The 24,822-nt window shown below is 59.7% G+C and carries 25 protein-coding genes; 11 read left to right on the top strand and 14 right to left on the bottom strand.

All coding sequences use genetic code 11. The annotated features are described in order from the left end of the window. The first annotated feature begins 77 nt into the window (after positions 1–77). A complete protein-coding gene (der, locus tag OQ287_RS09885) occupies positions 78–1,487 on the top strand; it encodes a ribosome biogenesis GTPase Der (RefSeq protein WP_250935673.1) in 1,410 nt (469 codons plus the stop codon). On the opposite strand, the gene OQ287_RS09880 is transcribed toward der, so the two are convergent. The 4 genes from OQ287_RS09880 to OQ287_RS09865 all read right to left on the bottom strand — a co-directional run bounded on the left by OQ287_RS09880 (position 1,484) and on the right by OQ287_RS09865 (position 8,250). Then, entirely contained in the window at positions 1,484–3,121 is a 1,638-nt protein-coding gene (locus OQ287_RS09880) for a diguanylate cyclase (RefSeq protein ID WP_250935671.1), read from the bottom strand. The two genes, der and OQ287_RS09880, sit on opposite strands and share 4 nt — an antisense overlap. Then, complete coding sequence (locus OQ287_RS09875; protein ID WP_265896318.1) at positions 3,108–3,500, bottom strand: response regulator; 393 nt, start codon at positions 3,498–3,500, stop codon at positions 3,108–3,110. Before OQ287_RS09875 ends, OQ287_RS09880 begins: the two co-directional genes overlap by 14 nt. Further along, the gene (locus OQ287_RS09870; protein WP_265896317.1) at positions 3,497–7,273 is read right to left on the bottom strand and encodes a response regulator; all 3,777 of its coding nucleotides are present in this window, start codon (positions 7,271–7,273) and stop codon (positions 3,497–3,499) included. The genes OQ287_RS09875 and OQ287_RS09870 overlap by 4 nt, the downstream gene beginning before the upstream one ends. Before the next feature lie 134 nt (positions 7,274–7,407). After that, a complete protein-coding gene (locus OQ287_RS09865) occupies positions 7,408–8,250 on the bottom strand; it encodes an ATP-binding protein (RefSeq protein ID WP_265896316.1) in 843 nt (280 codons plus the stop codon). Positions 8,251–8,346: 96 nt separating this feature from the next. On the opposite strand from OQ287_RS09865, the gene OQ287_RS09860 reads away from it, so the two are divergent. Next, entirely contained in the window at positions 8,347–9,153 is an 807-nt protein-coding gene (locus OQ287_RS09860) for a M48 family metallopeptidase (protein WP_250935662.1), read from the top strand. Here the strand turns inward: OQ287_RS09860 and aroE are convergent. The 5 genes from aroE to OQ287_RS09835 all read right to left on the bottom strand — a co-directional run bounded on the left by aroE (position 9,143) and on the right by OQ287_RS09835 (position 13,976). After that, positions 9,143–9,994 (bottom strand): shikimate dehydrogenase, encoded by an 852-nt coding sequence (gene aroE, locus OQ287_RS09855; RefSeq protein ID WP_250935660.1) that lies wholly within the window; start codon positions 9,992–9,994, stop codon positions 9,143–9,145. The genes OQ287_RS09860 and aroE overlap by 11 nt on opposite strands. A gap of 121 nt (positions 9,995–10,115) precedes the next feature. Next, a complete protein-coding gene (gene hemF, locus OQ287_RS09850; RefSeq protein ID WP_250935658.1) occupies positions 10,116–11,039 on the bottom strand; it encodes an oxygen-dependent coproporphyrinogen oxidase in 924 nt (307 codons plus the stop codon). A gap of 130 nt (positions 11,040–11,169) precedes the next feature. Next, positions 11,170–11,727 (bottom strand): Sua5/YciO/YrdC/YwlC family protein, encoded by a 558-nt coding sequence (locus OQ287_RS09845; RefSeq protein WP_265896315.1) that lies wholly within the window; start codon positions 11,725–11,727, stop codon positions 11,170–11,172. Between the two features lie 63 nt (positions 11,728–11,790). Further along, positions 11,791–12,912 carry a DNA-processing protein DprA gene (gene dprA / locus OQ287_RS09840; protein ID WP_265896314.1) on the bottom strand — a complete coding sequence of 374 codons (1,122 nt, stop codon included), beginning with the start codon at positions 12,910–12,912 and terminating at the stop codon, positions 11,791–11,793. Further along, the gene (locus tag OQ287_RS09835; protein WP_265896313.1) at positions 12,909–13,976 is read right to left on the bottom strand and encodes a hypothetical protein; all 1,068 of its coding nucleotides are present in this window, start codon (positions 13,974–13,976) and stop codon (positions 12,909–12,911) included. Before OQ287_RS09835 ends, dprA begins: the two co-directional genes overlap by 4 nt. Before the next feature lie 171 nt (positions 13,977–14,147). Here OQ287_RS09835 and def point away from each other — a divergent pair, with 171 nt between their 5' ends. The 6 genes from def to trkA all read left to right on the top strand — a co-directional run bounded on the left by def (position 14,148) and on the right by trkA (position 19,280). Continuing rightward, a complete protein-coding gene (gene def / locus OQ287_RS09830; protein WP_250935650.1) occupies positions 14,148–14,654 on the top strand; it encodes a peptide deformylase in 507 nt (168 codons plus the stop codon). Beyond that, positions 14,654–15,613: a methionyl-tRNA formyltransferase gene (gene fmt, locus OQ287_RS09825; protein ID WP_265896312.1), complete on the top strand. Its 960-nt coding sequence runs from the start codon at positions 14,654–14,656 to the stop codon at positions 15,611–15,613. The genes def and fmt overlap by 1 nt, the downstream gene beginning before the upstream one ends. Then, complete coding sequence (rsmB, locus tag OQ287_RS09820) at positions 15,610–16,908, top strand: 16S rRNA (cytosine(967)-C(5))-methyltransferase RsmB (RefSeq protein ID WP_265896311.1); 1,299 nt, start codon at positions 15,610–15,612, stop codon at positions 16,906–16,908. The genes fmt and rsmB overlap by 4 nt, the downstream gene beginning before the upstream one ends. Before the next feature lie 24 nt (positions 16,909–16,932). Beyond that, the gene (gene pncA, locus OQ287_RS09815) at positions 16,933–17,559 is read left to right on the top strand and encodes a bifunctional nicotinamidase/pyrazinamidase (RefSeq protein ID WP_265896310.1); all 627 of its coding nucleotides are present in this window, start codon (positions 16,933–16,935) and stop codon (positions 17,557–17,559) included. Between the two features lie 21 nt (positions 17,560–17,580). After that, positions 17,581–17,787 (top strand): dodecin, encoded by a 207-nt coding sequence (locus tag OQ287_RS09810; protein WP_250935641.1) that lies wholly within the window; start codon positions 17,581–17,583, stop codon positions 17,785–17,787. A gap of 119 nt (positions 17,788–17,906) precedes the next feature. Continuing rightward, positions 17,907–19,280 (top strand): Trk system potassium transporter TrkA, encoded by a 1,374-nt coding sequence (gene trkA / locus OQ287_RS09805; protein ID WP_250935639.1) that lies wholly within the window; start codon positions 17,907–17,909, stop codon positions 19,278–19,280. 83 nt (positions 19,281–19,363) lie between these two features. On the opposite strand, the gene OQ287_RS09800 is transcribed toward trkA, so the two are convergent. The 5 genes from OQ287_RS09800 to OQ287_RS09780 all read right to left on the bottom strand — a co-directional run bounded on the left by OQ287_RS09800 (position 19,364) and on the right by OQ287_RS09780 (position 22,785). Further along, positions 19,364–19,651 (bottom strand): putative quinol monooxygenase, encoded by a 288-nt coding sequence (locus OQ287_RS09800; protein ID WP_250935637.1) that lies wholly within the window; start codon positions 19,649–19,651, stop codon positions 19,364–19,366. A 32-nt stretch (positions 19,652–19,683) separates the two neighbouring features. Beyond that, complete coding sequence (locus OQ287_RS09795) at positions 19,684–20,310, bottom strand: LysE/ArgO family amino acid transporter (RefSeq protein ID WP_265896309.1); 627 nt, start codon at positions 20,308–20,310, stop codon at positions 19,684–19,686. 31 nt (positions 20,311–20,341) lie between these two features. Further along, positions 20,342–21,079 carry a tRNA-uridine aminocarboxypropyltransferase gene (locus OQ287_RS09790; RefSeq protein WP_407658246.1) on the bottom strand — a complete coding sequence of 246 codons (738 nt, stop codon included), beginning with the start codon at positions 21,077–21,079 and terminating at the stop codon, positions 20,342–20,344. Next, positions 21,076–21,999: a bile acid:sodium symporter family protein gene (locus OQ287_RS09785; protein WP_250935633.1), complete on the bottom strand. Its 924-nt coding sequence runs from the start codon at positions 21,997–21,999 to the stop codon at positions 21,076–21,078. The genes OQ287_RS09790 and OQ287_RS09785 overlap by 4 nt, the downstream gene beginning before the upstream one ends. A gap of 63 nt (positions 22,000–22,062) precedes the next feature. Continuing rightward, positions 22,063–22,785, bottom strand: coding sequence for an SIR2 family NAD-dependent protein deacylase (locus tag OQ287_RS09780; RefSeq protein WP_265896308.1), 723 nt, complete (start codon positions 22,783–22,785; stop codon positions 22,063–22,065). A gap of 149 nt (positions 22,786–22,934) precedes the next feature. On the opposite strand from OQ287_RS09780, the gene OQ287_RS09775 reads away from it, so the two are divergent. The 3 genes from OQ287_RS09775 to OQ287_RS09765 are packed head-to-tail and all read left to right on the top strand — an operon-like array spanning position 22,935 to position 24,754. Further along, positions 22,935–23,708: a pseudouridine synthase gene (locus OQ287_RS09775; protein ID WP_265896347.1), complete on the top strand. Its 774-nt coding sequence runs from the start codon at positions 22,935–22,937 to the stop codon at positions 23,706–23,708. A gap of 12 nt (positions 23,709–23,720) precedes the next feature. Continuing rightward, on the top strand, positions 23,721–24,521 hold the full coding sequence (gene tcdA / locus OQ287_RS09770; protein WP_250935629.1) for a tRNA cyclic N6-threonylcarbamoyladenosine(37) synthase TcdA: 801 nt from the start codon (positions 23,721–23,723) through the stop codon (positions 24,519–24,521). Beyond that, positions 24,518–24,754, top strand: a complete 237-nt coding sequence (locus tag OQ287_RS09765; RefSeq protein WP_265896307.1) for a DUF1653 domain-containing protein — start codon at positions 24,518–24,520, stop codon at positions 24,752–24,754. The genes tcdA and OQ287_RS09765 overlap by 4 nt, the downstream gene beginning before the upstream one ends. Positions 24,755–24,822 lie beyond the last annotated feature (68 nt).

Raw genomic sequence — 24,822 nt, 5'->3', positions numbered from 1 at the left:
CATGCCGCCTTATTATCCAGTTGTGCCATATCCTTCATGCTTTCAAGTCAGTCACGCCAGCGTCCCGTCGAGGCCCCATGAATCCTGTCATCGCTCTAGTTGGCCGCCCCAACGTCGGCAAATCTACCCTGTTCAACCGCCTGACCCGTTCGCGGGATGCCATTGTGGCCGATTATGCCGGGCTGACCCGCGACCGACACTATGGTAACGGCAAGCTGGGCAACAAGCCGTTTACCGTCATTGATACCGGCGGAATCAGCGGCAACGAGCAGGGTATAGATGCTGCCATGGCCGAACAGTCCCTGCTGGCCATTGATGAGGCTGATATCGTCTTTTTCATGGTGGATGCCCGGGCCGGCCTTACACCGGCAGATGAGGCCATTGCCAACCACCTGCGCATGAACCAGAAAAAAACATGGCTTGTCGTCAACAAGAGTGATGGCACGCAGGAAGAAATTGCCACGGCCGAATTCTGGACCATGGGTCTGGGCGACCCGGTAGCCATTGCCGCCGAACATGGCCGTAACGTCACTCAGCTGATCGAGCATGTGCTTGAGCCCTACCCAGAGCTTGATGACGAAAGCCTGCACCCGGAGCTCAATGTCGATCAGGGAATTCGTATCGGCATTGTCGGCCGGCCTAATGTTGGCAAGTCGACCCTGGTCAATCGGATGCTGGGCGAGGAACGGGTGGTAGTCTATGACCAGGCAGGCACAACGCGCGATGCCATCGAAATCCCCTTCGAGCGTCGCGGCAAGCCTTATGTCCTGGTGGATACGGCCGGTATCCGCAGGCGCAAGAATGTCAGCGAAGCCGCCGAAAAGTTTTCCATCATCAAAACGCTTGATGCCATCAAGCAGTGCCACGTGGCAATAGTGGTACTGGATGCGCGTACCGGGCTGGTCGAGCAGGACATGCACCTGCTGGATTATGTTCTCGAGTCAGGCCGCGCCCTTGTGCTGGCCGTCAACAAGTGGGATGGACTGGAAAGTGACGTGAAGGAAAAGATGCGCGCCGAGCTGAAGCGCCGTCTGGGCTTTACGGACTACGCCGACATGCACTTCATTTCGGCGCTCCATGGCACAGGTGTGGGCGACCTGTATACCTCGGTCAATAGTGCCTTCAAAAGCGCCACATCGCGATGGTCAACCAATCGTCTGACCACCCTGCTGCAGGATGCGATTACCGAGCATCAGCCGCCACTGGTTCGTGGTCGGCGAATCAAGCCACGCATGGCGCACCAGGGCGGTACGAACCCGCCGATCATCGTGGTACACGGCAACCAGGTTGATGCTCTGCCCGATGCCTACAAACGGTTTTTGATCAATACCTTCCGTAAGGTCCTCAAGGTTCGCGGCACACCGATCCGGTTTGAATTTCGCACGAATGACAACCCGTACGATCACCAGAAGAATGACAGTGATCGAGAAAAGGCCAAGTCACGTGAACTGGCCAAGACTCGTGAAGCACGCCGCAACCGCCGTTAATCCGTCGGTTCACTGACGCACACCTTGTTACGTCCGCCGGTCTTGGCCTGATACATGGCCTGATCGGCGATCTCAAGCAGCACACTGCCCTCTCCGCTACTGGCGGTTGTGGCAATGCCGGCACTGAACGATACGCGAAAGCTTTGCTCCCCCGAAACACAGTCAAGCTGACTGAAATTCATCCGTATCTCATTGAAGATACGCGCAGCATTTTCCGCATCACAGTTCGGCAGAATCGCCACAAACTCCTCACCGCCATAACGGCCGACCGTATCGACCTTGCGCAGCCGCCGCCGCAGCAAATTGGCCAGCAGCCGAATGACATAATCCCCGGTGGCATGCCCATAAGTGTCATTGACCGACTTGAAGTGATCGATGTCGATCATGACCACACTGGCAGGCTCACCACTGCGCTGTGCACGTGACACCTCAATATCCAGCTGTTCCTTGAGCGCCGCATGCTTCATGAGTCCGGTCAGCCCGTCACGCTCCAGCGCCTCGCTGAGCTGTCGGGAACGCTGAGAGCGCACCTTGACCGCATTGATCAGATCCAGATCGCTGATGGGCTTGGCCAGGAAGTCATCACCGGCCTGCCGCAGCGCCACCGTTCGCCGATCCTGATCGGTTTCTGCCGAAAGATAGATGATCGGTACCTTCAGCCAGTCGTCATCCAGCCTCAGCACCTGCGCCAGCTCCGGTCCACTGCAGCCTGGCATGTTGATATCGACGATGAGAATATCCGGCATATGATCATGCAGGGCAGCCACGACCATGGAGGGCGTGTTCACGACCCGACTGTCGATACCCGCGGCCTGCAGCACCAGCCGAAAATGCTCGGACAGCTCGACGTCATCATCAACAATGACCACACGATACGGGTCCTGGGTATGGCGCGTGGCCAGACGGCGCAGGCGCGCCTCCAGCCGCGGGATATCGATCGGATAGGTAAAGTACCCCTGAGCACCACAACGCACTGCATGCAAACGTCGCTCGAAGGTATCGAGCCGGTTGAGCTGAATCAGCGCCGTGGGAACATCATCGCGGCTGATATAAGCGCGGAGCGACATGGTCAGCACATTCTGATCGGCCACCAGTACATCCGGAGCAGGAGACATCGACAGAATGTCCCCCGCCTCTGCAGCAAATCGGATGGCATAGCCGAATCCCTTCAGCGCATCTGCCATGTGCTCGCCTTCATGGGTGGAGAGCCCCAGCAGTACCACGGTCACTGCGGCGTCGGTATATTCAGAGCCGGCATCAAAGTCGATACGCGGCGGCGTGTCGCCGTCGGATGCAGCCTTGTGCATATGCCCTATCAGCGCCCGAAGCCGCGCCCGGATCATCTCCAGCGCTTCCGGCGCCACATCATCAGCACGCTTCAGCCAGATCTGCGTCTGCTGCTCCATCTCTCGACAGGCCGCACCCACCTCTGTCCAGCCGAATGTTCCGGCAGAACCTGCGATACGGTGCAGCGACTGACACAGTGAGGCCATCATCTCCCGGTTGCCCTGCTCCGCCAGCATCGCTGTCGTACAGCGCTCCAGATCGACAAGATCCTCGGCCAGTCGATGCTTGTAGCTTTCCTTGAGGTTGGCAAGCTGCTGCTGAACCAGCGATGCGTCAGGTGTCGCCATGAACGTTCTCCCATACTGCCCGCAGCCGCTCTGCCAGCGTCATGGGGTCAAAGGGCTTTTCGAGCACATCCACGGCACCCAGTGACCGGTACTGCTCCACTTCTGCCGGCTGAATCCTGGCCGTCATGAAAACCACCGGGATGGATGCCAGCACCTCATCCTGCTGCAGGTGCTTCAGGGTCGTTGGACCATCCATGTTGGGCATCATGACGTCCATCAGAATCAAGTCCGGCCTGAAGGTTGCAAGAACGTTCAGCGCATGCTGACCGTCGTCACAGCCTGTCACATTGAATCCCCCTACCGTCTCAAGGGCCACACGTGCAACAGCCTGGATGGAGGGATCATCTTCGACGTGTAAAATAGTATCCAGAGGTTTCACTGTAGGCTTCCTTTTTGAATGGACCGACCATCAAGGATCTGTTGTAGCGTCTGCACAAAGGCTTTATTGGAGATACGCGACTTCGCCAGCGCCCCCTGCACTATCGAACGCTGCTCCGCGGTTATTTCATTGCCGGAAAGCACCACCACCGGCGGTGGTTTTTCCAGGGAATTGATCATCGACATCAACTCCCAGCCGGAACCATCCGGCAACCCCAGATCCAGAAGAACAAGATCATATGTAATGCTGCCAAGCCTTTGACGTGCCTCCTGCAGGGTCTGCGCCACATCCAGTACTGCGATGTCGCGGCACATGGCTGAAATGACCTGGTGCAGGTCACTGTCATCCTCGACATGCAGAATGCGGCCCATGGCCTGACCTGGCGTGATTACGCCTCGCAGCACGTCCAACAGCATGTCCTGGTCGATGGGCTTGCTTAACCAGCCCCGCGCTTCAACGCCACTGGCAAGCTTCAATTCACCGTTGGACTGATGCGCCGAAATCACGATGACCGGCATATCACACTCAGGATCCATCTCACGCAACTGGCGCATGACTTCCTTGCCACTGAAATCCGGCAGGATCATATCCAGCGTCATGGCATCAAAGCGCTGCTGGCGCAGGCGGTCCAGCGCCGACTGACCACTGTAGGCCGTTTCTGCGTGGAACCCCCACTTCTCGACCAGCTGCTTGATAAGCCAGGCGGTATCCGGGTCATCCTCCACGATCAGGACCAGTGGCCTGTCGCCTTCCCGCGCCCCGTCAGCCGATGACAGCTCCGCCAGCCCTGCAGGCATCGCATCCTGATAGATCGGCAGCTCAAAATAGAAGGTGGAACCCTGCCCCTCGATGGAATCAAATCCGACACGGCCTTTCATCCGCATGATCAATTCACGCGTGATGGCAAGTCCCAGCCCGGTGCCACCTTTCTTTTTGGTATTGGAGCTATCTGCCTGGGTGAATTTTTCAAACAGACTCGACTGAAAGGCTTCCGGTATACCCGGCCCCTTGTCACGGACTTCAACCCGGACACCCAGTGCACAGGGCACAACCCCCACCGTCACCTGACCTGACTCGGGAGAGAACTTGATGGCATTGGACAGGAAGTTGGACATGATCTGCTGGAACCGGCTCGCGTCCACGGCCACCTCACAGTCAAGGGTTTCACCGACACACAACGTGATGCCGAACTTGTCGGCATAGCCACCATTATCCTTCAGGGACTGCTCGACCAGAGGCATCAGAGGCTGCTGTACGACGTCAAAGCGCATCTTGCCAGCGACCAGCTTGTCCATGTCCAGCAGATCGTTGATCAACAGGTTCAACCGATTGGAATTGCTGTAGGCAATGTCCAGCATGCTCTTGAGCTGGACCGGCAACTCACCGAAGGCTCCGCCGGTAACAAGACCCAGCGAACCGGAAATGGAAGTCAATGGCGTACGAAGCTCATGACTGATGGTCGATACGAATTCGTTCTTCATTCGTTCGATACGCTTTTGCTCACTGATGTCCTGGGCCAGTGACAAATAACCGGTAGGGACGCCTTCCTTGTCACAAATCGGTGAGATGGAGAGGCTGACCATGATTTCATCGCCCTTTGCCGTGATGCAGGTCCACTCGGTGACATCGACATGACCGCGGCGCGGTTTTTCCAGCAGCACCGAGGACAGGGACACGCTCTCGCCCAGCTCCTCTTCCAGTGCGGCGCGATAATGCTCCAGCTCATCGGGTACATGAAACACATCCTGAGGTTGCTGCCCCAGTATTTCCTGTGAGGAGTAGCCCAGAATGCGCTCGGCACCGGTATTGAACAGGTTGATACGCCCATCCAGATCCATCGCCATGATGGCGACGCTGGTCGAGGCATCGATCAACGCCTCGAGACGCTGTCGATCCTGCTGTACCTGCTCTTCGGTCTGCTTCTGTTCAGTCACATCATGCATGAAACCATGCCAGGTGGTACCGCCATCCATGTCCCGCTGTGGTGACGAGCTGCCGCGTACCCAGTGAACATTGCCATCGGCATGAGTGACACGAAACTCGGTATTCCAGCGTGACAGATTCAGGCGGGACTCCGTAATGGACTCGATAATGGCCTCCAGATCGTCCGGGTGAACGATCTCAAAGACCTTACCGGCATCAAAGCGGACCTCCTCGGGCGTCACCTGGTAGATATCCTGAATGCCTTCACTGCTGTACGGGAAGGAAACGTGCCCATCGGGATCTTCCCGGTACTGATAAAGCGTGCCCGGCACGTGCTGGCTGATACGCGCCAGTCGCGTCATTAATTCATTACGCTCGCTTTCTTCATTCATCGCATTGATCGTGGCACCAACCCAGCGCGACAGGGCCAGCATGAACTCTTCCTCTACCTGATCAAAGGGCGTGCTGCGCGCCTCGCCACTGGAAAAATTGAGCGTGCCATAACGGAGCCCCCCTACCCACAGCGGCACCCCTATATAGGCCGTGACAAGCATTTTCCGGTGACAGGGGTGATCGGCGTACGGGGTGTTGTTTGCATCATTGAAAGCCAGCATCGTGTCCTGTTCGAGCGTCAGGCAACAGAAGGTATCGGCCGTACTGAAGCGCATGCCGTTTTCGAGGGCACCATCCCGGGATTGCTGAAAACGCACCAGGTATTCATCGCCGTTGATACGGCTGACAATGGCGTTGGGCATCTGCAGGAAATTACAGCCAATGGCCAGGGCATGTGCTACGCGCTTTTCTGTATCCAGGCGACGGTTGGCAGATATTTCATTGAGCGCTCGCAGTGCCTGTGCCTGGCGCTCCAGCTGTTGCTGGACGTGCATCATCTGACGCCGCGTCGCCTTGCCATAAGAGAAGATCAGCAGTAAAAGGCCAAATTCCGTCAGCAATAGCCCAATGATCCAGCGACCCGCTGTCTGCCACTGATGTCGCTCATGCTGTCGGGCCTCATCGGTAATATCTTCCCACAACAGCAATCGAACACCCGGCGTATCGGCAAGCTGGAGACTACCGGCCAGCAACGTGCGTTCATCAAGGTCAATCACGCGTTCATTAATGCCTGGACGTTGAGATGCACGGTCCTCGAACTGCGTCAGAATCCGCGAGCCCGTTGCAGCCGGATTCAGCAGCGTTCCCTGGGGTCCGATCAAGACAGCACCCAGCCCCAGCTCACGGGCCCTGTCCTTCAAAAGAGCAGAGACTGAATGGGTCAGTGCCACATAACCGTGGGCGGGTGTATCAGCCGAGGTGGCTGACGATGATCGAAGCCGGTCTACTGCCGTCATCAGAAGAGCCTGCTGCCCCAGCCGCATATCGATCACTGGCGCCTTGTCAGGCATGTTGGAGCGTATGTACGTCCTGGAGGTGAGCGCCATGTCCGTCGCACCGCGCTCGATAAGAAGGGTCTTGCCATCACTGCCAATCAGTGCCAGATGGCCGATGTCACCCAACGACTGGTAGTGCGTCATTACCTGAGCCAGTTGGGCCTGTATTTCCGGCAGCGTGCTGCTGGTGGAGGATAGCGGCAGGAGTCGTTCGAGCAGCGTGTCAAGGATCGGGTCAGCCGTCACCACGGCGACCTGATGTTCCAGATCAGCCTTCATGGTAATCAGCGCCTGCTCCATGGCACGGCGCTGGAACTGGCCTTCCTTGTTTAGCGCATTGAACCACTCCTCATCGCCGTGCTTCAACGAGGCCATGAGCATATAGCCAAAGAAGGCCGCCAGAATAAGTGCGCCGGCACCAGCCAGAATGCCAGGCGAACGAAGGTCCCGAATTCCTTTCATCTGCATCATCCACAGTCCAATTGGAGTAGCTATCGGCTGTGGATGACCTTAATACACCTTTCGCACATGCAAATGGACAAATAAAGGCTAATAGCAGTGCATCATTGGCCATCGCCCTGTAGACAGAATACCTTTCATTCGCTGAGCCACTGCGCCGCAAACTGCCATGCAGCCCGACCGCTGCGAACGCCACGTTGAGTGGCAAAACGCAGTGCCGCCCTTTCTGCTTCATCCCCCCATTCGCTGCCCAGCTCGGTAACCCAGTACCGGCAGGCCTCGAGAAAGGTGGCCTGATCAAAGGGATAGAAACTCAGCCAGAGGCCGAACCGATCGGACAGGGATATCTTCTCTTCAACGGCGTCACCGTGGTGAAGCTCCTGACCCACCACTTTGGTCGCCTGGTTATCCTCCATTGACTCCGGCAGCAAATGGCGACGATTGGACGTCGCGTACAGCAGCACGTTCTCCGGAGGGCCGGTCAGCGTCCCATCAAGTACGCTCTTGAGCGCCTTGTAGGCATCATCACTGCCTTCAAAGGAAAGATCGTCACAGTACACGATGAAGCGCCAGGGCTGATCACGCAGCTCATTGACCAGTGCCGGCAGACTGACCAGATCATGGCGGTCCACTTGAATCAATCGAAGCCCGTCCGCCCCCAGGTCATTGATCAGAGCACGCACCAGTGACGACTTGCCGCAACCTCGAGCGCCCCACAAGAGGGCATGATTGGACGGACGTCCGGCCATGAAGGCTCGTGTATTACGCAGGAGTGCCTCGCGCTGACGCTCGATGCCCACCAGAGACGCCATGCTCAGGCTGTCACGTGGTGAAACCGGCACCAGATAGCCCCCCAGAGGATGACGCACCCACAATGCCGCGGTATCGGATGACCAGTCGATCGGAGGGCGTTTGGGGGGCAGAAACGGCTCAACACGATCAAGCAGCTGCACTAACCGAGTAACCAGGGCGTCGTTCATGATGTATTTCCTGACAAGAAGTTTGACCCTGCGTTACAGGGCCGTAAGGTATGATACTTCTGCGATCTTATTCTGCCACTCAAGGAATCAGAGGGTATGCGTCATACTACATGGAAGCATGCAGCGCTTGGCTGCCTTGTCGTAATGGGTCTTGCAGGCTGCACTACGTCGCCACTGGGACGCTCACAGCTATCCCTTTTTTCTGCAGACAAGCTGGATCAGATGGGCCAGCAGAGCTTTGAAACCTACCAAAAGAAACTGCCCGAGGTACAGGGCCGGACGCGCCAGTACGTGGAGTGCGTTGCCGATGCCATTACCGAGCAGGTCAACAGCAAGGACGCACCGAAAAAATGGAACCTGGCGGTATTCAAAAGTGACCAGGCCAATGCGTTCGCCCTGCCCGGAGGCTATATCGGTGTCTACAGCGGCCTGCTGAATGTGGCTGAAAATCAGGATCAGCTGGCAGCGGTTCTGGGCCATGAGGTATCTCACGTGCTGGCCCATCACGCCAATGAACGGGTTTCAACCCAGTCCATTACCCAGTCAGGGCTGAGTGTGGTTCAGGCGGTGGCCGGTCAGGGCGGCGAACAGCTGGCCACACTGCTGGGTGCTGGCGCCCAGTACGGGGTACTGCTTCCCTTTTCACGAAAGCAGGAGTCCGAGGCCGATCTGCTGGGACTGGACCTGATGGCCAAGGCCGGCTTCAATCCACAGGCCAGTATTGCCCTGTGGAATAACATGAAGGCCAGCGGCGGGCAGCAACCGCCGGAGTGGATGTCGACTCACCCCGGCAATGATCACCGTATTCAGGACCTTCAGGGCCGCATGGCCAGTGCTCAAGCGCTTTACCAACAGGCGAAGAAGGCCGGGCGCACACCGAACTGCAACCGCTTCAGGCCCTAGGCGCCTCGGCATCAAGTGACGCGGTCAGGGCCTGCCGAATGGCTTCCCTGACCGGGCCGGTGTCCGGATGCACACCGCGCCAGGTCATGAAGGATTCCGCAGCCTGCTCCACCAGCATGCCCAGCCCGTCCTCACATCTGGCCCCCTCTCTGGCTGCCCAGTCCATGAATACGGTTGGGGCAGCTCCGTACATCATGTCATAGGCCAGGGTGTCAGGGGTCAGGCGGACGCCGGGCAGGGCCGGCAGTGCTCCGGCAAGGCTGGCACTGGTACCGTTGATGATGACGTCAAAATTACCGGTTACCTCATCGAAATGTCCGCCAGTGACTGCCGAGGCGTCCGACCGCCCGAAGGCCTCACTCAACAAGCGCGCCTTGTCCGGCGTACGGTTGGCTATCACCACTTCCCGTGGCATTTCATCCAGCAGTGGGCCAAGCACACCACGCACGGCACCGCCCGCCCCCAGAATCAATACCCGCCCACCGTCAAGGCGTGCGCCGAGCCGAATCAAATCACGTACCAGCCCGACACCATCGGTGTTATCCCCCAGGACAGTACCATCGGGCATCAGCTTGAGCGTGTTGGCGGCGCCGGCACGGGCGGCACGGTCCGACAACTGATCCGCCAGCCGCCATGCCGCTTCCTTGAACGGCACCGTGACATTGGCGCCCTGCCCGCCGGCCTCGACAAAGGCCTGCCAACCGGTCAGGAAGCCATCGGGGCCAGGGTCGCGGGCCTCATAATGCACCGCCTCACCGGTCTGTGCTGCAAAGGCGGCATGCAATGCCGGCGACCGGGAATGATGAATGGGATGGCCAAAAACGCAGTACAGATCACTCATGGCATAACTCTTGATGGTGGCAGCATAAAGCCGTCACATTAGCATGTCTCACGGCAGCAAGAAGGAGGGCCGGCATTGCCGCCCCCTTTTTCATTGCCACAGGTGCTTCCTGCTACCGGACTCAGCCGTCTGCTTCACCTAGCCAGTCCCGGGCATGCAGATAGTCCCGATACAGGTGATGCTCTGCGGATGCTTCATCCGGCGCCCAGTGATAGCGCCATTCCGCCATGGGGGGCATGGACATCAGGATGGATTCGGTACGTCCGCCACTTTGCAGCCCGAACAGGGTGCCCCGGTCGTATACCAGATTGAATTCCACATAACGCCCTCGCCGATATGCCTGAAACGCTCGCTCGTTCTCACCGTAGGGTTCATTGCGGCGCGCCTCGACAATGGGCAGGAACGCATCAAGAAAGCAATGGCCCACGCTTTGCTGAAAGGCAAAACAGGTCTCGAAGCCCCATTCGTTAAGGTCATCGAAAAACAGGCCGCCCACCCCGCGCGTTTCATCCCGATGCTTGAGATAAAAATACTCGTCACACCAGGCCTTGAACCGGGGATAGACCTCTTCACCGAACGGATCGCAGGCAGCCTTGCAGGTACGGTGCCAATGCAACACATCTTCATGCACCGGATAATACGGCGTCAGGTCCACGCCTCCGCCAAACCACCATACCGGGTCTTCGCCTTCCTTTTCGGCAATGAAAAAGCGGATATTGCCGTGGCATGTCGGCACATGGGGATTGTGGGGGTGCAGTACCCAGGATACTCCGGTCGCGTGAAAGCTGCGTCCGGCAAGCTCGGGCCGCGCCGCAGTGGCTGATGCAGGCAGCTGATCGCCACTGACATGAGAAAAATTGACGCCGCCCTTCTCGAACAGGGCACCGTTTTCAATAACACGAGTGCGCCCACCGCCACCGGCCTCGCGGGCCCAGGCATCTTCGCGAAACTCGGCGCCACCGTCGGCGTCAGACAGCTGCTTGCACATGCGATCCTGAAAGCCCAGCAAAAATTCCTTTACGTGATCGAGATAGGCGTGGGACATGAGGCGGTCCTTGATTCAGTGGCCGGATAACAGAGTCGGGGCGCTCGGCCCCTGTGTCGAGCCATTGTCCGTGATCCTGTAGGCAACGTCAGCCCGCTCACCTGTTTTTTAACGTGAAAGATTGCCGCACTCAGCGAAGGACCCGGCCTGTCAGCAGGTCCTGAATGCGGCTGGGCTCGTGTCGACCACCCAGCGCGCCATCAAGAATGGCCAGTGCCGGTGCATGCCCCAGCTGTGTCTGCACATCATCACGCGTCATGCAGGGGGGGCGTCCGGCCAGATTTGCCGAGGTGGATACCAGTGGCCCGCCAAAGGCATGACACAGGGCCTGTACCTGAGGATGATCCGTCACCCGCAGTGCCACCGTGGCATGATGGCCACGAACCAGGGGGTGGGCACGACCGTTGTCCGGCACCAGAAACGTGACCGGGCCCGGCCAGTGAGCCATCAGCGTATCGTGCAGCGCCGGATCCAGCCCATCAAGCCAGGGCGCACACTGCTCTACGCTGGCAGCAATCTGGATCACGCCCTTGGCAGGGTCACGCGCCTTGAGCGCCAGCAGGGCTTCAAGGGCAGCCGGGTTATCCGGATCACACCCCACGCCCCAGACGGCTTCCGTCGGGTACGCCAGCACACCACCCTGGAGTAACCACTGTACCGCCTCATCAAGATTGACCACATTGGCCATCAGTTTTCTCCTTCACTATCCCGGGATATGCCCGTCTGCGAGCGGCCTCATGATACGCCGCACTCAGAGGGTACGCACCCAGCCACCGGCGGCCTGCCCAGCACGACCTTCTATTTCAAGCATCAACAGCTCACTGGATACCTCGCCAATCGCGCGACCGGTCTGCTCGATCAGGGTATCGATGGGCACGGGCACCTCGCCCAGCAGCGCCAGCAGGCCTACAGCTTCCTCCGGCGCCGATACAGCGCGGGTTGACTCTACCGAGTCCACCAGCGTCAGCGGCAATTCATCGAATATTTCTTCCGGTGTGCAGGTCAGGCGGGCCCCCTGCTGAATCAGCCACAGGCACCCGGCCGCCTGCGGGTTCGACAGGCTGCCTGGCAGGGCAAATACATCACGGTTCTGCTCAACAGCCATCCGGGCACTGACCAATGACCCGCTTTTAAGCGCCGCCTCGACCACCAGCACGCCCATGGCCAATCCGGTAATGATTCGATTACGGCGCGGAAAGAATTGCGGGCGCGCCATCACCCCCGGCGGATGTTCGCTGATCAGTAACCCGCGCTCGGCAAGCAGGCGGTCACGCAGGACCTGGTGCTGCCGGGGGTACAGCGTGTCGATACCGCACCCGAGCACCGCAATGGTTTCACCTCCGGCGTCCAGCGCCGCCTGATGCGCCAGTCCGTCGATTCCCAGCGCCAGACCGCTGACAATACACAGCCCTCGTCCGGCCAGAGCATGACTGAAATGACGAGCATTACGGCTGCCTTCACTGGTCGGCTTGCGCGTCCCGACCACTGCCAGTGCAGGGGCTGACAGTAGCCCGACATCTCCCCACACCCACAGCAGGGGGGGCGGGTCGGCAATTTCGTCCAGCAGGGCTGGCCAGTCGGGATGACCGGGATGAATGACACCCCGGTGGGGGCCCTGATCGCACCAGGCCAGCAGTCTGGCGGCCTGAGCCCCTGCCCGACTTTGTTCACCATGTGCCAGATACTCACGCAATGCCGGTTGAGCCGCGACCGGCAGCGCTGCAAGCCAGCCCTGAGGCCAGGCAGGCTGTTGTTCTCGCAGTCGATATAGTCGCCGCGCTCCTACCTCCGGCAGCAACGTGAGCACCAGCCAGTCCAATGCAGTGGCCGGTTGCACAGGCAAGCTGTCCCGCTCCCACAGATCCAGCATCATGGCAGGGAACCTCCTGTCGGTGAGGCGACCGGGGCCCCGTCGCTGATCGGGCGATTGCTTGACACCACCAGCCCCAGCGCAACAGCCGGGAATACCTGAAACACCACCAGTCGACCGGCCAGCTCTCCCGGCAGCACTACGGGTGTATCACTGCCTGGCAGCGTAACGGCCTCGGGGCGCGAATAAAGACTCAATACCTGGCCTGGCGCCAACCCTTCCTGACTGCCGCCATCGACCAGCACAATATCGCGACTACCGGCGAGCGTACTGGCCTGCGGCAATAAAGACAGCCGGCTTCTGAAGCCCTCCGGAGCCGGCTGCAAGCGAAGTTCGGCGGCGGCATCAAGCGCCGGCAGGCGGGCTTCCTGTGCAACCAGGGTGGTACGGTCAACCGGCCGGGAAGCTTCAAGTATCTTCAACACGGCCAGCCCCTGATGCATGCGCTCGACCCGGGCGCGGCCGGTGCGCTCGATCAACTGTTCACCACGTCCAGCCAGCAGGCCGGGATAGCCGCCGGGCTGATACAGGGAAACCTCTTCGCCAACGGCCCAGTGGCCGCGAGCATAGACCCGGCTACCGGCACCGCTGATCAAATGCTCTCCTTCATCAGCCAGCACCGACGGCAACCGACGGCGCTGGGCCTCATCCATCAGACGAAAGGTACCCAGAAATGCATCGATCTGTCGGCGCGGCACCACCGTCACGACATCACGCTGAGGGATGCGGCGCATCGACGGTGACAGGGTAATTACTCGCTGACCGCGCACCAGAGTCAGGGTCGGCACACCATCCTTTTGTTCCAGCCGAAGCTGGTCACCGGGATAAAGCCTGGGAGGATCACTGAACTCGGGATTACGGGCCCACAGGGCACGCCACGCACCGGGGTCGTCAAGGTAACGTGCCGCCAGCGAATACTGGCTGGCCCCGTCCGGTACGATCAAATGGGTCGGGGCATCCGGCTTCAGGGTCACGGCATGCACCGGTGCAATCATCACACCGGCCAGCGCAAGGCCGACGCCCCAGATCCGGACGCGCTTCAAACGATGTAAACAGTTCAGGGTCATGAGAGTGCCATCACAAGGCGCGCACGCCGGTTCCGTTCGACGCACGCCCACATTACAATAGGCACAACGCCAACGCTCAAGGTCTGCCGAATCACCCCGGCAACTCCTGCCTATTTACGGCGGGGAACTTCCCGACCTTGAAGCCACTACTTTCTTGAACGGTACCTGCCCATGGCTCTGTTAGACATTCTGGAATACCCCGACCCGCGCCTTCGCACCAGGGCCGCGCCGGTGGAACAGTTTGATGATGAACTTCAAAAGCTGATCGATGACATGTTCGAAACCATGTACGACGCTCCAGGCATCGGCCTGGCCGCCACCCAGGTCGACCAGCACCGTCGCCTGGTCATCATGGATGTCAGCGAAGACAAGACCGACCCGCGCGTATTGATCAACCCGCGTTTTACCCCGATCGGCGATGACATGGAGCCGCTACAGGAAGGCTGCCTGTCCATCCCGGACTCCTATGTCGAAGTGCCGCGCTACCTGAAGGTCAACCTGGAAGCGCTGGACCGCCACGGCAACCCTTACGAACTGCAGGCCGAAGGGCTGCTGGCCCACTGCATTCAACACGAGCTGGATCATCTGGAAGGCGTATTGTTCGTGGATTATCTCTCGCCGCTCAAGCGCGAGCGCATCAAGAAGAAGATGATCAAACGTCAGAAGCAGTCAAGCTGATGCCTGATACCCTGCGAATTGCCTTTGCCGGCACACCGGACTTTGCTGCAGAGAGCCTGAAGGCCCTGCTCGCCAGCCGCCACGATGTGGTCGGCGTATGGACCCAGCCGGATCGCCCTGCCGGACGGGGACGAAAACTGATGCCTGGCCCGGTCAAGGCACTTGCCCTTGAACACGGCCTCCCGGTATACCAGCCCCTGTCACTCAAACATCCCGAGGACAGGGCAGCCCTGAGCGAACTGGCGCCGGATATACTGGTTGTCGTGGCCTATGGACTGATTCTGCCGCAGGCCGTGCTGGACCTGCCTCGCCTGGGCGCCATCAACGTTCACGCCTCCCTGCTGCCGCGCTGGCGCGGGGCTGCGCCGATTCAGCGTGCCATCGAAGCTGGCGATACCCACAGTGGCGTCACCATCATGCAGATGGATGCCGGGCTTGATACCGGAGCCATGCTGATCAAGACCACCACGGCACTTGATGAGCACACCACCGGTGGCGCATTGCATGACAGGCTGGCTGCCGACGGTGCAGGCGCCCTGCTCGAGACCCTGGAGCAACTGGTTGCCGGCACGGCACGGCCGACCCCTCAGCCCGAAGATGGCGTCACCTATGCCCACAAGCTGTCCAAGGCTGACGCACGGCTGGATTTCAGTCAGCCTGCGGCCCACCTTGCCCGCACCATCAACGCCTTCAATCCGTGGCCGGTAGCCTGGACCACATTGGGTGATGACACCCTTCGGCTCTGGCAGGCCCGCGCCGAGGCCCATGATTCCGGTCTCACGCCAGGCACCCTGCTGGAAGGCGATCGGCAGGGCCTGCGCATTGCCTGTGGTGAAGGAACCCTTGTGGTCACCCGCGCCCAGCTGCCCGGCGGTAAACCACTGCCGGTACAGGACCTACTCAACAGCAAGGGCGAGCGCTTCACGCCCGGCACTCGACTTCAAGGATGTACTTCATGAGCCAGGCACGTGTTCAGGCTGCCCGTACGCTTGCCCAGGTCCTCAGGGGCCAGGCCTCCCTGGCCGCCATGACCACGGTGGATCTGCCACCGCGTGATCACGGGTTCTACAAGGCGCTGTGCTTCGGCGTATGCCGAGAACTGCCACGGCTCGAGCATCTGGCCGGCCAGCTCCTGAAGCAACCGTTCAAGGTCAAGGATCAGGACATTCAGGCGCTATTGTTGCTGGGCCTTTATCAGCTTTACTACATGCGAGTGCCTCCCCATGCGGCAGTAGGCGAGACCGCCGGGGCCGCACGTACCCTCAAAAAGCCCTGGGCAACCCGCGTGCTCAATGGATGCCTGCGCCGGGCGGACCGGGAACGAGACGCGCTGCTCGCCGCTGCCGATCAGGACATGGAAGCCTCGCTGCGCCATCCGGCCTGGCTTGTCGACACCCTGAAGCAGGCCTGGCCTGCTCACTGGGAAACCATCGTGGCAGCCAATAACGAAGCGCCTCCGATGACGCTTCGGATCAACGCTCGCAGCGATCAGACCCGCGACGCCTACCTTGCCAGACTGTCCGAGCAGAGCATTGATGCCACGGCAACGCCTTTTTCCAGAGACGGCATCACCCTTGCCGTGCCCTGCGATGTGGACAGCCTGCCCGGCTTCGAGGACGGTGATGTCAGCGTTCAGGATGAGGCAGCCCAGCTGGCCGAATCCCTGCTGGCCCCCCACCTGAGCGAGAGCTGTCATTTTCTGGATGCCTGCTGCGCCCCGGGCGGCAAGACTGCCCACCTGCTCGAGCGACACGCCGGCCTTAACATGATCGCTCTGGACAATGATGGGGCTCGTCTGACCCGGGTCAGCGATACCCTGACCCGGCTTGGGCTCGAGGCCGAGTTGTGTGAAGGCGATGCCACCACTACCGACTGGTGGAATGGCACTGCCTTTGACGCCATCCTGTGTGACGCACCCTGCTCGGGCACCGGCGTCATTCGCCGCCACCCCGACATCAAGCACCTGCGTCAACCGGAAGATCTTACCGGACTGGCGACCCTCCAGGGCGAGATGCTCGATAGCCTCTGGAGCACCCTCGCGCCGGGTGGCGTCCTGCTGTATGCCACCTGTTCGGTGATTCCGGCCGAGAATGCAACTCAGATCGACCGGTTCCTCGCACGCACAGCCTCGGCCTCGGCCCTGCCACTACCTCTTGAATGCGGCGAACCCGCTGGTGCAGGCCGCCAGCTATTTCCACAGACCGGTGGTCACGACGGCTTTTTCTATGCGCTGCTGCACAAGGCAGCCAACTAGGCCATTGCCATACAGGAGGCCCTCATGAGCCATGAACGTGCGTTGATTCTTGTTGATGTTCAACCGGACTTCATGGCGGGAGGGCCATTGGCCTGCCATGACGGCGAGGCAGTCGTGGCAGGCATCAATGCCGCCATGAACAGCGGCCGGTATGGCCATATCGTGGCAACCCAGGACTGGCATCCGGCAGGTCATCTGTCGTTTGCCGAGCGCCACCCTGGAAAGGCGCCCTTCGACACGATGATGCTTCACGGCGAATGCCATACCCTCTGGCCGGCTCATTGCGTTCAAGGCACCCCGGGGGCCGCCATACATCCCGGCATCGATCAACGCGCCATCGATGTGATCATCCGCAAGGGAACACACCCCGAGATCGACTCCTACAGCGCCTTTCGCAACAACACGGGCCCCGATGGTCAACGCCGGAGCACCGGCCTGGCGGGATGGCTTGAAGCTCGCGGCGTTCGCGAGGTCTACCTCTGCGGGCTGGCTCGGGATGTATGCGTACTATGGAGCGCCGAAGACAGTCGCTACTTGGGTTTTCAAACACATGTGCTATGGTCATTGACACGCCCCGTGACGCCGGAAAGCGATCAGGCAACCAAAACACGGTTGCAGGCCGGCGGCATCACGGTGACGGACAGGGATTAATACTGACGCAAGGAGCGCCACATGAGTGACCACGTTTACAAATCCGTAGAATTGACCGGTTCATCCACGACCAGCATCGAAGACGCGGTTGAGCGTGCGCTTGAAAAGGCACGCCAGAGCATTGATAACATGCAGTGGTTTCAAGTGACCTCCACTCGCGGCCATATCGAAGATGGCAAGGTCGGTCACTGGCAGGTCAGCATCAAGGTCGGGTTCACTCTCGAATGATCTGAAAGGGGCGCCACACGGCGCCCTTTTTAACGCCTGATTTTTCTCATCTGCTTTCGCATTGCTCGCCTCGCAACACCCCGTTACCATGAGCGCCTTGTCACGGGATACAACGCTCCATGAAAATCATTATTCTCGGTGCCGGTCAGGTCGGCGGTACGCTGGCTGAACACCTGGCCCATGAAGACAACGACATTACGGTTGTCGATACCGATAATGACCGCCTGCGGGATCTGCATAACCGGCTGGATATCCGTACCATTCTCGGCCCCTGCTCCTACCCGATGATCCTGCGTCAGGCTGGCGGCGAAGACGCCGACATGCTGATTGCCGTTACCAGCTCCGATGAAGTCAATATGGTTGCCTGCCAGGTGGCCTACAGCCTGTTCCGCACACCCACCAAGATCGCGCGTGTGCGCTCCACAGCCTACCTGACCCGCAAGGGCCTGTTTTCAAACGACGCCATCCCGATTGACGTACTGATCAGCCCGGAACAGGTGGTCACCAACCATATTCGTCGCCTGATCGAGTATCCCGGTGCACTGCAGGTGCTGGATTTCGCCAACGGGCTGGCGCAGCTTGTTGCCGTCAAGGCCTTTTATGGCGGTCCGCTGGTGGGACAGGAGCTGCGCTTTCTGCGGCGCCACATGCCGAATGTGGATACGCGGGTCGCCGCCATTTACCGGCGCAATCGACCAATCATCCCCCGGGGCGACACCGTTATAGAAGCCGATGATGAAGTCTTCTTCATTGCGGCACGCAAGGACATCCGTGCTGTCATGGGCGAGCTTCGAAAGCTTGAACGCCAGTTTCGTCGGGTAATCATCGCCGGGGGTGGGCATATCGGCGAGCGGTTGGCCGAAACGCTTGAGCATACCTATCAGGTCAAGATCATCGAACAGAGCCTCTCCCGATGTACAGCCCTGTCGGAGGAGCTTGATCGCACCGTGGTCCTGCATGGCAGCGCCACCAGCAAGCAGCTGATGGTCGAGGAAAATATCGAGGACTGCGATATCTTCTGCGCACTGACCAACGATGATGAAGTCAACATCATGTCATCAATGCTGGCCAAGCGACTCGGCGCCAAGAAGGTGATGACACTGATCAACAATGCCGCCTATGTCGATCTGGTTCAGGGCGGTGAAATCGATATCGCCATCTCCCCGGAACAGACCACCATCGGCAGCCTGCTGACCCACGTTCGGCGCGGCGACATCGTCAATGTGCACTCCCTCCGGCGCGGCGCAGCAGAAGCCATCGAAGCCATTGCGCACGGCGATCATCGCTCATCGCGGGTAGTGGGCCGAGCTGTCGAGGACATCGAGCTGCCTGATGGCGTCACCATGGGAGCGATCGTACGAGGCAAGGAAGTGCTGGTTGCACACCACGACCTGGTGGTTGAAACCGATGATCACGTCATTCTCTTTGTGGTCGACAAGCGTCGCATGAAGGAGGTCGAGCGCCTGTTCCAGGTCGGGCTGTCCTTTTTCTGACCCGACGCCCGCCACGACGAACCCGGTCTTCACCCATGAAAAAAGGGCCCTTTCGGGGCCCTTTTTCCAGCGTTTTCTGCCGACTAGATCAATACATCCAGCACCTGGATATCTACACTCACCAGCTTGCCCTTGAGGGTACTCATCAGTGTCTTGTAATGGGGAGTCTGCTCGTGCGCCTTGAGCGCGGAGCGGTCCTTCCAGCGCTCAAGCATCACGAACAGGGAGGAATTATCCTCATCCCGGCTCAGCACGTACATCTCGCAGCCGGCGTCATCACGTGATGGCGACACCACATCGCGGAGCGCCTTTTCAACCGTTTTCTCGTGGGCTTCTTCGGCCTCAATGGTGGCAATCACCGTTATACTCATGTCCACCTCCCTGAAAACACGTTTTTGAAACATTATGTCAAAAGGGGATCGTCCCACACTTCATACCCCAGGCGCCATGCCAGCCACCACATAATCACCGCGATCATCGCATCAATTACCCGCCAGGCAGCCGGCCGCGCCAGCACCGGCGCCAGATAACGAGCGCCCTGACCCAGTGCAAGAAACCAGACCAGCGAGGCCAGCATGGCCCCGCCCGAAAACCACGGTTGAAGCCGCAGGGGCAATCCTGCCGTCATGCCCCCCAGCAATACCCAGGTATCAAGATAGACATGCGGGTTGAGTAGCGTGACGCCGGCCAGCTGCATGACCAGTGCCATTCGGGAGGATATTCCGGACCTCGAGGCTTCCAGAGCCGCAGGAAAAAATACCCGTCGCCAGGCCAGCAGACCATATAGAAACAGCACCATGGCAGCGACGAGATTCATGCCCAGCAGCCATGATGCATGACGCGACAGCCAGGGGCCCAGACTTAGGGCTCCGCTGGCAATCAGCAGGATATCCGCACCGGCACAGCATCCGATCGCCAACCCTACGTGACGCCGCAATAGTCCCTGCTTCAGCACCAGCGCGTTTTGCGGACCAATGGCCACGATCAGACCGAGTCCGGTCAGGAACCCGTGCAGTAACGTCGTCAGCATCCGTTCTCCCTGTTGTCGGCGTTTAGTGCAGCTACTCCTGCAATGCCGTCAAACGGCGCATGGCCGGCGTAGGTCGCTCGATCAATTCGTAACGTCGGCTCGCGGCGTAACTGTCGTTGAAAACATCGAAATAGTCATCCAGACGCACCGAAGCCACCGTATCACCGCTTTTTTTCAGTAATTCGATGGCCACCTCCACCGTACACAGATGAGCGCTCGAAGCGGCCTTTCTAAGCCGATAGCGTGTCAGCCGCGCCGTATTGAGTGGTAATACAGGAAGGCCGCTGAGGTAGGTACTTCGACGAAACATGCGCCGCGCCTGACGCCAGGTACCATCCAGCAGAATGAACAGGGGTGTTTTACCGCCGTCGAAGGCAGCATCAATGGCGGTATCATCAATCACGCGGTCGGCATAATCCGGCTGATCATCGGGAAAGATGATCATGGGCGCCATGGCCGGGTCTTCCAGCAGGGCCATCAGGTCCGGGTCATGCTCGGTACGCGACCAGGTGAACACCTGAGTGTCCGGCAGGCAGTCCTGAATCAGGCGTCCGGTATTGGTGGGTTTGAGATGCTCAAGCCGATGCATCAGCACCACAAAGCGCGCTCGACTGTGGGTCAGTACCCGAAACGGGCAAAGGCAGTTGAGCGACGGCAGTCGACAGCCCTCACACCGAACCACAAAGCTGCCTCTGGCCTTGAACACGCCCGCACCGGGCATATCCGGTTCAAGGGATGCAGAACCATCGACAGGCGAACCATCACTCATCGCTCGCCCCCCGGCACGGCACGGCGTTTCCAGTAGCCCGCCAGCAACGAGCCTGAAATATTGTGCCACACCGAAAACAGTGCTCCGGGCAGGGCTGCTCCCGCCGAAAAGAACTGGCTGGCCAGCGCCACGGCCAGCCCCGAATTCTGCATTCCGACCTCGATGGCAATCGTACGACACGTTCGCTCATCCTGCTTCATCAAACGCGCCGCACCATACCCGCCCAGCAGACCGGTAAGGTTGTGCAGGACCACCGCCAGCGCCACCAGCGGGCCCAGCGAAAGAAGTCGGCCGGCATTCAGCGCCACGACAATGGCGATGATGGCCACAATGGCAATCATGGCAATCGTGGCGAGCGCTGGCTCCGCACGCCTGATATGTCGCGCGGCGATATGATGCACCACCAGACCGGCCACGATCGGCAGGATGACCAGCTTGCCGATCGACAACAGCATCGATACCACTGGCACGGCAATGCTTTCCCCCATATAAGCCCAGACCAGCAGCGGCGTCATGCCGATCGACAGCAGCGTCGACACCATGGTCATGCTGACCGACAGGGCCACATTGCCTCCGGCAAGCCAGGTCATGACATTGGAAGCCGTTCCACCGGAAGTAGCACCTACCAGCACCATGCCGATGGTCAGTGCCGGTGACAGCCCCAGCACATGAGAAATGCCCCAGGCTGCCAGCGGCATCAGGGTGAACTGCAGACACAGTCCGATACCGATCGGTAGCGGTGATTTAAGCACCCTGGCAAAGTCATCCTTTGAAAGCGTTAGCCCCATCACGAACATGATCAGCGCCAGCAGTGGCTGAATCGCCGGTTTGGCGGACACGAACAGGGCAGGAAAAAAGGCAGCAATAACGGCGAGCAGAATGGCCCACACGGGGAACAGGCGGTTCAGGGCTTCAAACATGAGGTTTTCCGGCAACAGAAGCAAACAGGGAAAGGCGTCACTGATCCGACGCCACAGGACACACTACTGACCGCGGGCGGGCTGCTCGAAAACACGGTGCGCGATGAAATGCTCGACCAGCTCCGGCACGATCTCCGAGGCCTTGCCGGCCATCGGTATCGCATCCGTTCCCCGGGCAAGCGCGACGGCATCAGGGTCAATCACCATGCGTGTTACATGGGCAGGAGCCTCATCCAGAAGCGCCGCCGCCGGCATGACCGACAGCGATGTACCAATGACCAGCACCCAATCCGCATCGGCCATGATATGGCAGGCCGTATCATAAAGCAGAACCTGCTCACCGAACCAGACAACGTGCGGCCGCAGCTGATAATTGTGATCGCACATATGGCCGATTTCGATGGTCTCCTCCCCCCGCAACCGGTACAGCAGGCGAGGGTCCACTGAAGAGCGGGCCTTGCCGATGTCACCATGCAGGTGCAACACATCCCGTGAACCGGCACGCTCATGAAGGTCATCAATGTTCTGAGTCACGATACTGACGCGGCAGTTATGCTGCTCAAGACGGGCCAGCGCCTCATGCGCCGCATTGGGTTGCGCCCTGCGGACCTCGCGGCGACGTTCGTTGTAAAAGGCCAGCACCCCTTCAGGATCGCGTTCCCAGGCTTCGGGGGTAGCCACGTCTTCAAGGCGATGTGACGCCCAGAGCCCGTTATTGTCACGAAACGTACTGATGCCACTTTCGGCACTGATACCGGCACCGGTAAGCACAACAACATGGGGCATGATTGGCGGACCCTCTGGCATGGCGTAGACTCGCGCGATCTTCTCATCGGCGTAATGTAAGGTGCATAAAGAGTGCCATTAAACCCGGACAAGGTAAAATGCCGGTCAATACCTGCTGCCCGCCACTGTGCCCCTGGACCCTGTTGCCCATGATATCCCTGCCGGTCCTTTACCAGGACGATCACCTGGTCGTCATACACAAGCCTTCCGGCGCGTTTGTCCATCGCAGCGCGCTTGATCCCCACGTCACCGAGGTAGTGCTTCAGACCCTGCGAGACCAGCTGGGGTGCTGGGTCTATCCCGTTCATCGTCTTGATCGCCCCACCTCTGGCGTCATGGTATTTGCGCTGTCTTCCGGAATCGCACGCCATCTGGCAACGCAATTCGAGCAGCGCACCGTCGACAAGCGCTACCTGGCCGTGGTCCGCGGCTTCGGCCCGATGCATTCCCGCATCGAGCGCCCTCTGAAGGAGGAGGATGGCAGGCGACCCAAGGCAGACCTGCCGGCACTGGAGGCAGTCACCACAGTGCGTCGGCTGGCTGAAGTGGAATGGCCGGTCAAAATCGAGCGATTCAACACCACACGCTACAGCCTGATGCAAGCCTGCCCGCACACGGGGCGACGCCACCAGATTCGCCGCCATCTAAGCCATGCAGGCTACCCCATCATTGGCGATGCCAAGCACGGCAAGGGGGTTCATAACCGCTATTTCAAAGACCACCTCGGAGCCGGACGACTGCTGCTGGCCGCCACGCACCTGGCCTTTGACCACCCTGTCAGGCCGGTTCGGCTGAGCATTCAGGCTCCCGTGGCAGAGGACATGGCCGCGCTGATGACCCGCTTTGGCTGGTCATCCCACACCGGTCGCCATGATGTGCGAGAATGCTCGCCTTCTTTCGAACCGCTATCATTTCAGGATTGATGTCGCTTTTTCATGGATACCGATTACGATTTTCGCTTTGGCGGCATTCGCCGCCTCTACGGTCAGCGTGCCGTTGAGCAGTTCAGGCAGGCCCATGTGGTTATCATCGGCATTGGCGGGGTGGGCAGCTGGAGCGTCGAAGCACTGGCCCGCTCCGGCATCGGACGGTTGACGCTGATCGACCTTGACGATGTCTGCACCTCCAACATCAACCGACAGCTGCATGCCCTGGATGGCACGGTGGGCAAGCCCAAGGTAGAAGTAATGGCAGAACGTGCCCGGGCCATTTTTCCGGGTATCGAGGTCATCACCCAGCATGCCTTTGTCACTGCGGCCAACCTGGATGACAAACTGCCCGAAGAGGCGGACGTTATCATCGATGCCATCGATAACGTCGATGCCAAAAGCGCGCTGATCAATTTCTGCCAGAGGCGCCGCCAGCCGCTGGTGGTTACCGGAGGCGCAGGTGGCCTGATTGACCCCACGCGCATCAAGGTAGCGGATCTGACGCGCACCGAGCACGACCCCCTGCTGGCCAAGGTGCGCTATCAACTGCGACGTCAGTACGGTTTCAGCCGTAATCCCAAACGCCGTTTCGGCGTGCGCTGCGTTTACTCCGACGAACAACGGCGCTACCCCGATGGCGCTGGAGAGATCTGCGCCAGCAAGGCCGGTCTTGGAGACAGCACTCGCCTCGACTGCGCCTCGGGATTTGGCGCCGCCACCTTCGTTACCGGCAGCTTCGGTTTTACCGCCGCTGCCCAGGCACTGGAAATGCTGGTTCATGCCGCCCACAGGGAGATAACCCCATGAGTTTACCGATACGGCCGGTTCCCGGCATTTACCAGCATTACAAGGGCCCTCAATACGAAGTTATCGGTCTGTCCCGGCATAGCGAAACCGAGGAGGAACTGGTGGTCTACCGAGCACTTTATGGAGACTACGGATTGTGGGTGCGCCCGCTGTGCATGTTCACCGAGACGGTGGAGGTGCAGGGTGAGCCTCTGCCCCGCTTCCAACTCGTCAAGGCCTTCACTGATGGCTGAAGCCGTGTCAGCCCCGTCGACCGGACACAAAAAAGCCGCCCTTCAAAGGCGGCTTTTCGACCGGCAGT

The organism is Larsenimonas rhizosphaerae, from assembly GCF_026240105.1.
Classification (GTDB): Bacteria; Pseudomonadota; Gammaproteobacteria; order Pseudomonadales; family Halomonadaceae; genus Larsenimonas; species Larsenimonas rhizosphaerae.
Note: the sequence above shows the minus strand (reverse complement) of the source record. Positions and strands in the feature narration are given on the sequence as shown.